Source organism: Lactiplantibacillus sp. 30.2.29, from assembly GCF_018991255.1.
GTDB classification, from domain to species: domain Bacteria; phylum Bacillota; class Bacilli; order Lactobacillales; family Lactobacillaceae; genus Lactiplantibacillus; species Lactiplantibacillus pentosus.
Genome location: NZ_JAGYGU010000010.1, coordinates 29800 through 41929, shown reverse-complemented (window position 1 = coordinate 41929; position 12130 = coordinate 29800). Strand labels below are relative to the sequence as shown.

Sequence of the window (12130 nt, the reverse complement as noted above, 5' to 3'; positions counted from 1 at the left end):
CCCCTTATTCATAATTAATGGAACAGTATCATCTTAGCATAGTTTGTAATCAGATGATGGTTAATTAGGGATGTTAACCAAATCTTTACAGGGTCAAACATTGAAGTTGGCGTGAATCAGCTCAGTCAAAATCTTGATACCCTGTTCGAAACGCGCACTCGATTCGTAAGAGAAACTCAGGCGAATGTATTGATTAGGCTGGAAGTCATAGATGCTACCAGGATTGAATAACACGTTATGGGCAGTCGCCAGATCAAAGAGCTTGGGAATGTTGATGCTGTCTGCCAAGCGTACCCATAAATAAAAACCGCCAGTCGGAGCTTGCCACGTGGCAAAGTCGCCCCAGTAATGGCGCAAAATATCTTGCGCGGTGGCGGCTTTCTGGGCTAAAACGGCTCGAAAATTGGCCTGATAAGTGTCGTATTCAGGGTCCGCAAGAATCTCAGCTAAGACCAACTGTGACAATGAACTTGCCCCGTAATCCGTTTGCATCCGCACATCCGTCAGTCGGTCGATGACCGGTTGGGCTGCCACCGTCCAACCGATGCGCAGTCCGGGTGCCAGTGACTTTGAGATGCTGCCAAAATAAATCACATTGCCAGTCGTATCAAGCGCTTTCAACGGCTGTGGCGGTTGCTGTTCGAACCAAACGTCTTGATAGGCGGCATCTTCTAAAATTGGCAAACGGTGTTCCTGAGCGGTTTGCAGGACTTGTTGGCGGCGCTCAGCGCTCATCACGATGCCAGTTGGATTATTGAACGTCGGAATGGTGTAGAGAATGGCGTGCTGCCCGGGTGCGGGAGCGGCCATTTGCCAATAGGCCAGGCCCTGATTATCCATCGGAATGCCTGCCAAGTGCGTGTGGGCGGACTGAAATACATGCAAGGATTTGACGTAGGTCGGCGCTTCGGTATAAATTGTCGCGTCCTTTGGAAATAGTGACATTGAAACGAGTTGTAGTGCTTGCAAGGAGCCGGACGTAATTAAAATGTTTTCGGGTTGGGTCTTAATGCCAACCGTTTGTAAGTGACGCGCGATTTGTTCCCGTAACGCTAAGATACCAGCGGGTTCGGTGTAATTGAGACTGGTGAGTCGCTCGCCCAGATGTGCGAAGGCCCGCTGAAAGAGTGGCCGCGGGAATTGTTCCGGTGCGGGTTCGCCGGTGCTCAAACGGATGACGGCGTCGGTCTCAAACTGGTTGATTTTTTGCAAGGCGTGGGAGTTGGGCTTGAATTGCCCGGCTTTGACGTATTGGGACCAGTTGACGTGTTCGGCAAGGAGGCTGGACCAGTGATTCCCGGAAACGACCATGCCAGAGCCCGGATTGCTGGTAATCAGTCCGACTGCCATCAGTTCGTCTAGCGCGGTAATCAGGGTACTACGGTTGACACCAAACTGTTCCGCGAGTTTGCGTTGTGCGGGCAGTTTGGATCCGACTGCCCAGTTGCCGGTCGAGATTTGTTTCTGAAAATAATCAGTGATTTGTTGGTAAATTGGTGTGGTAGCTTGCTTATCTGGCTGCCAGTTAATCGTTAATACGGCCATAGACGGACCTCCTGTGTGTTCAAAAATAGCAGCTGAACCTATCCCTCAGAAATAAGTGCTAGTGGTTGGGCTAAAAAGCTCAAATCGGTTGGCTACAAATGAGATTATCTCTATTATAATCATCTCTGAATTAAAAGCCAGTCTAGTTTGGTCACTCAACTAATCATTAATTGGTTGGGATGATGACAGGATTGGCTGGTAACAGGGGGTAACTATGCAAGTCTTTTCACAAGGATTATTATTCGGTATCGTTTATATTGCACCAATTGGGATGCAAAATTTATTTGTGGTCTCAACGGCCATCGAGCAACCACTACAGCGGGCCTTGCGCGTTGCATTGATTGTCATTGCGTTTGATACATCTCTGTCACTCGCATGCTTTTATGGCATCGGTAAGTTATTACAAACAACACCGTGGCTGGAATTAGCTGTGTTATTCGTCGGCAGTTTACTGGTCTTTTACATTGGTTGGCAATTGTTGCGGCAACCAGAAGCGGCGATGGACACACTCGATAGTGATTTTTCTTATAAAGCGGCGATTTTGACGGCGTTTTCAGTGGCGTGGCTAAATCCACAAGCCTTAATCGATGGGTCAGTATTACTCGCGGCCTTTCGGGTGTCGATTCCTGCAGCGCTGACGCATTTTTTCATTGCAGGCGTAATTATCGCGTCCGTTATTTGGTTTATCGGCCTCACGAGTTTGATCAGTAAATTCAAGCACCTGATGCGGCCACGCGTCTTATTGTGGATCAACCGTGTCTGCGGGCTGATTATTATTTTATACGGGATTAAACTACTCGCGAACTTCGTGACTAAAATATAGTTGCGGTTCGCTCAGACAATCGGTATGCTAGTCGTATTGGACTTTTAATGAGAGGGACGATACGCATGAAAATTGCTGGTTTTGGGGTGGAAGCTTGGCTGAACGCACATGAGCGTGAAGCGACCACCGATATTAGTCAAAGCTCGATTGCGGCCTTAACGATGGCTGAAATTGCCGCTTTGGACGACCAACAAGCACCACAGGAGTTTTACCAGGAGCTGGGGGCAGCGCGCCTGGATTATGGTTGGATCGAAGGTTCACCGGAATTCAAACAACTCGTCAGTACCTTATATGAACACGTCCCCGCGGACAACGTGTTACAAACTAACGGGGCAACCGGCGCCAATCATTTGGCCATTTACAGTCTGATTGAACCCGGCGACCACGTGATTGCGTTATACCCAAGCTACCAACAGCTATATGATATTCCCAAGTCGTTGGGTGCGACTGTCGATTATTGGCATATTCATGAATCAGCGGACTGGTTGCCAGATATTGAAGAATTGCAGCGCTTGATTCGACCTAATACCAAAATGATTTTGCTCAACAATGCGATTAATCCGACGGGGAGTTTATTGGACCGTGCACTCTTGGAACAAGTCGTGGCAGTGGCTCAGTCGGTTGGCGCTTACGTCTTAGCGGATGAAGTGTATGAACCGTTGGATGCGACGCCGTTTGTCTCCATCGCCGATTTGTATGACCGTGGTATCGCGGTCAATAGTCTGTCAAAGACTTATTCGGTACCCGGCATTCGCATCGGGTGGACCGCAACGCCTAGTCAGGAAGTGGCCGATATTTTTCGCAAGTACCGCGACTATACCATGATTTCAGGCGGCGTCATCAATGACCAGCTGGCGGTCCGAATCTTGCGTCATCGCGATAAGGTGCGCGCCCGCAATCAGGAACTAGTCGCACGGAACCTCAAAATCCTGACGAACTGGGTCGCTGATGAACCCCGGGTAGACTTGATTGCGCCACATAGTATTTCGGTATCGTGCATCAAGCTGAATATTCCAATTGATGATGAGACCTTTTGTCGTGAGTTGTTAAAAGATACCGGTGTTTTATTAGTACCTGGCTCACGTTTTGATATTCCCGGTCATGCCCGTTTGGGATATTGCACGGATACCACGACTTTGGAACGAGGGTTGGCCTTGTTAGGCAATTATTTACGCCGATTCGATTAGGCCTGTTTTTTCGACTGGGTGTCTGGCGTAATTTACTGACGTCGGCAGGTCGGATGTACGAATAAACTTTAAGGCCGTATTTTTAGTGGTAATTGCCGGTCTAGTTCAACAGCTGCTGACTAGCGAAAATTCATAAATATACAATAACAAGCAAGCACATTTTCTGGTTAAACGCGGAAAATGTGCTTTTTGGCGTCACACGCGTAGTTTACAGCCTGAATATTTGGTATAATGTATTCACTAATACGATTTAGGGAGGTTCCGCGAGATGAAAAAGTCTGAGCGTCAAGCAGTTATTGCGCAACTAATTACTGAATATCCAATTGCCACCCAGGAAGAATTGATGGCCAAGCTCAAGGCGGAGGGTATCGCTGCCACGCAAGCGACGATTTCGCGGGATATCCGGGAGATGCAAATCGTCAAGACCCCGGATGAGCACGGCCAGACGCGCTATGCGATTTTTAAGGCAAACAATAAAAATGAACAAGACCGCTTGTTTGAAACCTTACATGACGTGGTGACGAGCATTGATCGGGTCGAATTTATGAATATTATTCATACGCTGCCTAGCAATGGGAACTTGCTGGCAGCCATCATCGATGATTTAAATCTACCCGAAGTGAGCGGGACGCTAGCCGGTCATGATACGATTTTTGTCGTCAGTCCGAACACAACGGTCGCCAAGCAACTCTACGATTCATTTGCCAGTCACGTATCCAATGAGGACTAGTGGTGGACTAATTGGTTGCATCGATTAGCCGTTCACGCTATCATGTTAACATTGAAGAGGTGGGAAAGATGAAATATACCAAGAAACGGACGCCTCGAAAAAATCAAAAACAACGCGATGCGACATTTGATAAATTCAAACAACAACAGAATGAATTGAATGCCAATCGACGTGGCGTTCGGCGCAAATAGGCGCACATCAATCATAACAGTTGAGCTTTCAGGAGAATCTTAATGATTTTTTTGAAGGCTTTTTTCTTACTTACCTAATCACTAGTTGAGTGTGACGTTCACCTAAATCTCTGATATATTATTCGACATTAAAGATAGCTAAAACGTGCCAAGTCATAAGTTCAAAGGCAACCAGCTGAGACCCGCTGGAAACAGTGCGAGTTACCCGTAAACATGCAGTGATAGGTTCGTCCTAAGCCGGCTTCCAGGCATTCTGGGCAATGGCCGGAGCGTGGTGGGCACAGATTTAAGCCGACAGCCCACGTCTTAAATACTGGCCTTTCGTGTTCTATGCAATATAGCCGAAACGTGTTCGGGTCAGACTGGGACTTCCGGTTAGCTACGCCAGAACGCCAAGCGGAAGTTCGCCGCTTAACGCTTTAGCTAGGCTAATCCTCAGTCCCAACCCGTCTGAACCTCACACTCTAAAAGCACTTGGCCTTGCCCAGAACACCTTCCAGCTTGGGATGGTATTCGAAAGGCGGACATGTGCGGACCCAACCTTTTGTATGATTAATCGTTGGTTCCATTGTACACGGTCATCTTGATATTTAAGTGTCAGACAGTTTGCTAACAATCGCTAAACTTTCTTACCCATGTTTTAATGCTTCGGATACACGGCTTCATTGAACTTGTCAGGACTTTTGCTAGTCGTCTGAGATAACAAAGTCTTTAACTTTAATGCGGCAGCATTTTTATCGACTAATTTGTGGCAGTGAGATGAGTAACTAATATTCAGGCAATCGTCTCAATAATTAAACGCTATAAGTCTTGCCGGATACTATAAGCCTTTATCGATACCAACTAAAAGTTTGCCTGAAGGACCAGTCATCTCATAATCAGTGGTCAATTGCGCCAAGATAGGTGGCCGTTCATCCGCCATTCGAGCGGCTTCCCGACCGGAGGGGCTGGCTGACAATGCTCAAGGGCGAAATTCTTCTTGTCCGGGTGGTCTTCCCGGGCTAGAAGAAGACTCGTATTTGAAATTGCGCAGTGGATTTCTGCGTGAGTTCAAATCGATGTCCGCCCTGTTCCAGCGTTGTCAGCCAGCCCCGGAGGTCGGACTAAGACGCCCACCGGCTGACTAACAAGAATCTAAACTGGCACGTTTTAGCCATGAATGGTCCTTAACCAATGACAAAAATTAACATTATTGAAGATTTTTTCAAGGTTCGTGCGAATTCTAGCCGGTTGAAGGATTTATGATACAATTGTAAAAGCTAACAAGTAACGTGAGTGGTCGTGACAGGGCCATTCGCTGAACAAGGGGAAGATTATGCAAAATAATGGTTTTTGGGCCACGATCAAAGACGGCTTGCGAGTCATTGGCCACTGGTTGGCACCATATTGGCGGCGGTTTGCTGCTGTGGTAGGCTATCAGTGGCATCGCCGCCAAGTGACACGGTGGTTGATTGTACTCGTTTTGTCGGTCATCTTAGTTGGGAGTGCCTACTTAACTTATGAAGCAAAAACAGCCAAAGTTGGCAATTTGCAAGCCGAGTTAGAAAAGACAACGGTCATTTATGATCAGGACAACAAGAAGGCCGGGTCGCTGTATTCGCAAAAGGGGACCTACGTCCATTTGAGTAGTATTTCGAAGAACTTGCAAAATGCGGTGATTTCGACAGAAGACCGGAACTTTTATAAGGAACATGGTTTCTCAATTAAAGGGATTGGCCGTGCGTTTGTCTTGTATGCCATGAATAAGATTTTGGGCCGCGACTACATCAGTGGTGGTGGGAGTACCTTGACGCAACAATTGGTCAAGAATGCCTACCTAACGCAACAGCAGACCTTTTCACGGAAGTTCCGTGAAATCTTCTTAGCGATTGAGACTGAAAATGTCTATTCTAAGAAGCAAATTTTAACGATGTATCTGAATAACGCTTACTTTGGCCACGGGGTCTGGGGCGCTGAAGACGCATCGGAACGTTACTTTGGCGTGCACGCCTCTGAATTGTCGGTCGACCAAGCTGCAACGTTGGCCGGGATGCTGAGTTCGCCAAGCGGCTATGACCCAATCAGTCATCCGAAGGCGTCAACGGCGCGGCGGAACGTGGTTCTGAATAATATGGTTGAGAACGGTAAATTGACCAAATCAGAATATGACGTCTATTCGAAAAAGACGATGGCATTGACCAATAATTATCATTATGAAAGTGGCTATAATTATCCGTATTACTTCGACGCGGTCATCGATGAAGCCATTAATAAGTATGGGTTGTCAGAATCCGACATTATGAATCGGGGTTATAAGATTTATACGTCATTGAATCAAGATGACCAGACTCAGATGCAGGATTCGTTTAAGAACTCGGCCTTGTTCCCGGCGAATGCGGACGATGGGACTAAGGTCCAAGGTGCTTCGATTGCGGTCGATCCCTCCACTGGTGGGGTTCTTGCAGTCGTTGGTGGTCGCGGTAAGCACGTCTTCCGTGGCTTCAACCGGGCAACGCAAATTAAACGGCAACCGGGTTCGACAATCAAACCGCTCGCGGTATATACGCCGGCATTACAAAATGGCTACACTTATGATTCGAAACTTTCTAATAAGAAGCAGACGTTTGGTGCTAACAAATACGCGCCGAAGAACTATGACAATGTTTATAGTAAGTCGGTGCCGATGTACACGGCGCTTGCTCAAAGTATGAATATTCCGGCGGTCTGGCTCTTGAATAAGATTGGGGTCAATAAGGGTTACCAGTCCGTCAAGAAGTTCGGGTTACCCGTTACGAAATCTGATGATAACTTGGCGCTGGCCCTCGGTGGTTTGACGACCGGGGTCTCACCAGAACAGATGGCGAGTGCCTACACGGCGTTTGCAAATAATGGGAAGAAGACCACCGCCCATTTTATTACCAAAATTGTTGACGCCAGCGGTAATGTGATTGTCGATAATACGAAGACTAAGACCAAACGGCTGATGTCCGCCAGTGTCGCCAAAGAGATGACGAGTATGATGCTCGGCACCTACAATAGCGGGACCGGGGCGACCGCTAAGCCATACGGGTATTCAGTGGCTGGTAAGACTGGGAGTACCCAGGCCGATTATAGCACCGGTTCCGGAACTAAAGACCAGTGGATGATCGCCTATACGCCCGATATTGTCATGACCACTTGGATTGGGTTTGATACGACCAACAGTACCCATTATCTGAAGAGCTTGTCCGAAAACCAGCTGTCATCGTTAGTGAAGAATGAATTGCAAAACATTCTGCCGAATACGGCTAATACCAGTTTTGGAACCAAAGACGCGGCCACCTTGGCAACTGAAAATGATAATAATGATTCAGACAGTTCTGACAGTGGTTCTTCTGTTTGGGAAAACGTCGAGAAGGGCGCTAATGCCGTCAAAAATAAGGCGAAGGACTGGTTCTCGAAGGCCAAGAGCTTACTCGGTAACTAGTAAAGTCAGCAACCGAATAGACTAATGCTATTCAAGCACGGTCAAAAATGCTAAAATAATGACGACACATACTTTGAGGAGGAACTCACGATGGCCGTAAACATTTACGATACTGCGAACCAATTAGAACAAGAATTACGTCAAACGAAGGAATTTAAGGAATTAAAGGTCGCTTATGAGACAATGAAGACCAACGACAGCGCCTTTTCACTGTTCAAGGATTTCCAAGAAATTCAGATGCAACTGTCACAAAAGCAAATGAACGGCGAAGAATTAACGGATGAAGAAGTCCAAAAAGCCCATGAGCTAGCTGACAAAGTTGGTAACGTTGACGAAATTAAGTCCTTAATGGGTAAAGAACGTAACTTGAACCAATTGATGAATGATTTGAACCAAATCATCACCAAGCCCGTTCAAGATTTATACCAGAACTAAGTAAATTAAGGGTCGAGGGGCAATGACGGAATCAATTTCGTGATTGCCCCTTTTTCGTGGAGGGAATAATGAAACTTTTACACGCGGCAGATTTACATTTAGATACCCCGTTTCAAGGATTAAGCGGGGTCACGCCCGCATTACAGGAGCGGTTGGTCACAGCACCGCTGCGCGCCTTAACGCACTTAGTTGATTTAGCCATTGCCGAAAAGGTCGACTTTGTACTGTTGGTCGGAGACTTATTTGATCAACAAGGCCAGAGTGTGCAGGCTCAAGCAGCACTGATGACGGCTTTAGAACGGCTCAACGACGTACAGATTCCGGTCCTGCTTTCTTTTGGAAACCATGATTTTCAGACGGACTTATCACGCTGGCATTTTCCAGCTAACGTGCATGTCTTTGATGCAAGTGTTACCACGGTGACTCTGACGACGCGGGCTCAAGAACGGGTCGCGGTCAGCGGCTTTAGCTATTCACAGCGCTGGGTAACGACCGACGTCAGCGCCGACTACCCGACTAAGGACGCCACTGTTGATTACCAGATTGGGACCTTACATGGTCAAACCGGGACGGCGGGGGACCATTATGCGCCATTTAACGTCACGGAATTACTGTCAAAACACTACGATTACTGGGCACTCGGACACATTCATCAACGTCAAACGCTGAATCAGCAGCCCCCAATCGTGTATTCGGGGAATTTGCAAGGCCGCCATCGCGGTGAGACCGGGCCCAAGGGGTGTTTGATCGTGACGAGTCAGGCGGATGGACAGCTGCAACCCAGCTTTCATGCGCTTACTGAGATTGAATGGATGGATTGGACACCGACGTTGGATGCCAAGACACCGCTTAGTCGGGCCGCACTGCAGCAACAATTGACCGATCAACTGATGGTGGCGATGACGACTGGTTTAAAACTCGTGACGATTGTGCTACCAGCGACACTTCAATTGAATGCACAAGCTGAATTGGCTTTGAATCAAGGTGCTTTATTGGCCCAACTCCAATCGCATGCCGGTGAACATTGGTGGCCAGTCGGGATTACCCAACAAGCAGCACCAGCCGTCGCGCCATTGTTTGGTATCAACGCGACGACTTGGCAACGGGTTGGCCAGGATGTCGTCACTGACGAGCAGGTCGCCACACTCGCTGGCAAGTTATTAGACGAAGATTTCTTGAATACGGCGTTATTAGAGTCCACGACGCCTGCTGATTGGCAACAACGGGTCGCGCGACTACTGAACGACCAATATCACTTAACGACGGGAGGAACGGATGATGCAGATTAAACGGCTTGATATCGCCGGCTTCGGCAAGTTCCAACAACGTCAGTTTACCTTTGGCGACGGGCTGCAAGTGATTTATGGCTTGAATGAGAGTGGCAAGTCCACCTTACGCGCGTTTATTTTGGGGATGCTATTCGGGTTCCCGTCACGACGGCATCCGCTGGAACGCTACGAACCCCAGGGTACGAGCCAATATGGCGGTTCGATTGACCTGCTTGTTGATGGCACGACTTATCGCCTGACGCGGTTGGGTGAACAGCCAGCTACTTTGACGAATTTGACGACTCAGGCCCTTCAACCGATGGCGCTGCTAGAGAAGTGGTTGGCACCCTATGACCGTGACCAATACTTACGATTATTTACTTTTAATCAAGCTGAATTGACGGCACTTAAGACCTTGCGCGCCAGTGATTTGAACGTGCAACTCCAACAAGTTGGGCTGGTGGGTAGTGCGCCATGGCGCGAAACGGCGGCAACCTTGCGTGCGGATGCAGAAGCTTTATACAAGCCACGGGGCCGTAAACCAGAGTTAAATCAAGCGTTGCAGCGCTACCATTTGCTAAACGAGCAGGTGAAAACGGCTAAACAACGTTATCCCGAATATGAGGGCTTACAAAATCAACTCGCCGCGTTGCAAACCCAACAGGCGCAGGTCAACCGTCAATTATCAGACCTTGAACATCAACAACAGCAACTGGCTAATTTACGCAACCAATGGCCGGTGTATCAGCAATTAACCGCATTACAAACGAGTCAGCCGACCACCACCCTTGATGCGGCGACGGTGGCAACTTATCGCAAACTGAGCCAGCAACGGACTGACTTACAACACACCTTAGCGAGTGCGCGGCAACAGTTGAGCCAACAACCTGTCGATACGCAATCACAGGGATTAGTCGGATTCTACGTGCAACATCAAGCGCAGTTTGATCAACTTTCAGCGCAATTGCCGACCCTGCAACAGGCAGTTGGCCAGTATCAGGCGCTCACGCAACAGGCGGCGACAGCCAAAGCCGATTTTCAAGCACAAAGCAATGCTCATCCCGAGCTGCTCGGGTGTTTGTCACCTCACAAGCAGGCGGCGATTGCGACGCTGAAGGCCACGCTGGCGGCCACGGCGAATACGCGAACGCAACGGACACCAAGTCCTTCGACGTCATCGCTTGACTGGCGCCTGATTGCCGGGGGCGTCGCGGTCGTTGCCGGCATCGGGTTGCCGCTGGGTGGCTTCAAATGGGTCCTCATGCTGATTGGGGTCGGCCTACTGGGCTGGTTCGGACTAGAGCACGCTTCATCTTCAGCACAAACTTCTGGGCAAACGGCGGCAGACCAATTGTCCGAGCAGTTGGTAGCGGCTGGATTGGCACCTGATTTAACGGCCAGTGATGCTTTGCAACAGCTGGACTTAGTGGGGTCACTGCAACGTGCACAGGCCGCCGTTACGAATGCTGACCAAGCCTTGGCAGCGCAGGCCACCAAGTTGTGGCATGATATTCAGGCGTATCAATTTGCGCGGGACTGGTTACCAGTTGACGAACAGCACCTGGTTGAAAGTGTCACGCGAATCGCGGATTTTTACGACCACGTGCACCAGGTGATGCAGCAACAAACCATGGCGGGGCCTGATTTTGCCTTTGCCCAACGACAAGTTCAGCAGCTGACGACTCAGGTGCGGGCAGTGACTGAACAATTGCAACAATTGGCGACGACTCATGGTTTAGCGGATATCGACGCGTTAACGCAAGCGGTTGCTGACCAAGAGACGCAGGCGGCTAATGCAACCAGTGCTCAGCAGTTGGCCCAACAGTTGTCAGCGGCCGAACTGGCAGCGTTGCAACAATATGCAAGTTTGGACGATTTGCAAGCCGCCATTCTCAAATTGCGGCAGCAACGGTCCCAGATCGATCAACAACAGACCCAATTAGCAGCCGATATTGTGACCGCCCAGACTCAGCTGCAGCATTTGACGGAAGATGGTCGCTACGCAACTTTGCGGCAACAACAAGCCAACCTACAGACCGAGATTACGGTGATGGCCCGTCAATGGTTGACGCGGCAACTGGGAGCCAACTGGATCGACGCCTCATTAGAAGCGTTGACGCAGCAACAATTACCGACCGTTTTAGCTGCAGCGACTACCATTTTCGCGCAACTCACGGCACAGCGGTATAATAAGATTGACTTAGAGGGTGATGAAATGGTCGTCAAAACCAGTGACACGTCCTTCATGGTCGCTGCGTTGTCAACGGCCACTAAGGAACAGCTATATTTAGCGCTGCGACTGGCTTTGATTGACCATCTCGCAGAACAAGCTCAATTGCCGCTGATGATTGATGACGGCTTCGTTAATTTCGATGATCAGCGCAAACGGGCAGCTTGGCAGACCTTGGCCACCGTCGCGCGCCAGCATCAAGTGTTATACTTTACTAATGAGACGGCGGCTTTAACACAGCTGCCAACCGCGACCGTGCAGCAGTTAACCTAAGGG

General features: G+C 48.9%; 9 protein-coding genes. 8 read left to right on the top strand and 1 reads right to left on the bottom strand.

Going from position 1 to position 12130, the window contains the following annotated elements:
- Positions 1 to 93: 93 nt before the first annotated feature.
- Positions 94 to 1545, bottom strand: coding sequence for a PLP-dependent aminotransferase family protein (locus KGF65_RS07035; protein ID WP_088769703.1), 1452 nt, complete (start codon positions 1543 to 1545; stop codon positions 94 to 96).
- 214 nt (positions 1546 to 1759) lie between these two features.
- Here KGF65_RS07035 and KGF65_RS07030 point away from each other — a divergent pair, with 214 nt between their 5' ends.
- From KGF65_RS07030 to KGF65_RS07000, 8 genes are all read left to right on the top strand, one after another.
- Positions 1760 to 2368 carry a LysE/ArgO family amino acid transporter gene (locus KGF65_RS07030; protein WP_216748244.1) on the top strand — a complete coding sequence of 203 codons (609 nt, stop codon included), beginning with the start codon at positions 1760 to 1762 and terminating at the stop codon, positions 2366 to 2368.
- Between the two features lie 65 nt (positions 2369 to 2433).
- Positions 2434 to 3555: an aminotransferase gene (locus KGF65_RS07025; protein WP_050340007.1), complete on the top strand. Its 1122-nt coding sequence runs from the start codon at positions 2434 to 2436 to the stop codon at positions 3553 to 3555.
- A 268-nt stretch (positions 3556 to 3823) separates the two neighbouring features.
- On the top strand, positions 3824 to 4285 hold the full coding sequence (gene argR, locus KGF65_RS07020) for an arginine repressor (RefSeq protein WP_050340008.1): 462 nt from the start codon (positions 3824 to 3826) through the stop codon (positions 4283 to 4285).
- A 68-nt stretch (positions 4286 to 4353) separates the two neighbouring features.
- Complete coding sequence (locus tag KGF65_RS17270) at positions 4354 to 4476, top strand: hypothetical protein (protein WP_003638431.1); 123 nt, start codon at positions 4354 to 4356, stop codon at positions 4474 to 4476.
- A 1315-nt stretch (positions 4477 to 5791) separates the two neighbouring features.
- Positions 5792 to 7921 carry a PBP1A family penicillin-binding protein gene (locus KGF65_RS07015; RefSeq protein ID WP_213472190.1) on the top strand — a complete coding sequence of 710 codons (2130 nt, stop codon included), beginning with the start codon at positions 5792 to 5794 and terminating at the stop codon, positions 7919 to 7921.
- A gap of 90 nt (positions 7922 to 8011) precedes the next feature.
- The gene (locus tag KGF65_RS07010) at positions 8012 to 8356 is read left to right on the top strand and encodes a YlbF family regulator (RefSeq protein ID WP_050340010.1); all 345 of its coding nucleotides are present in this window, start codon (positions 8012 to 8014) and stop codon (positions 8354 to 8356) included.
- 68 nt (positions 8357 to 8424) lie between these two features.
- Positions 8425 to 9645: a DNA repair exonuclease gene (locus KGF65_RS07005; RefSeq protein ID WP_105924348.1), complete on the top strand. Its 1221-nt coding sequence runs from the start codon at positions 8425 to 8427 to the stop codon at positions 9643 to 9645.
- On the top strand, positions 9632 to 12127 hold the full coding sequence (locus tag KGF65_RS07000) for an AAA family ATPase (protein WP_213472192.1): 2496 nt from the start codon (positions 9632 to 9634) through the stop codon (positions 12125 to 12127). Before KGF65_RS07005 ends, KGF65_RS07000 begins: the two co-directional genes overlap by 14 nt.
- Positions 12128 to 12130 lie beyond the last annotated feature (3 nt).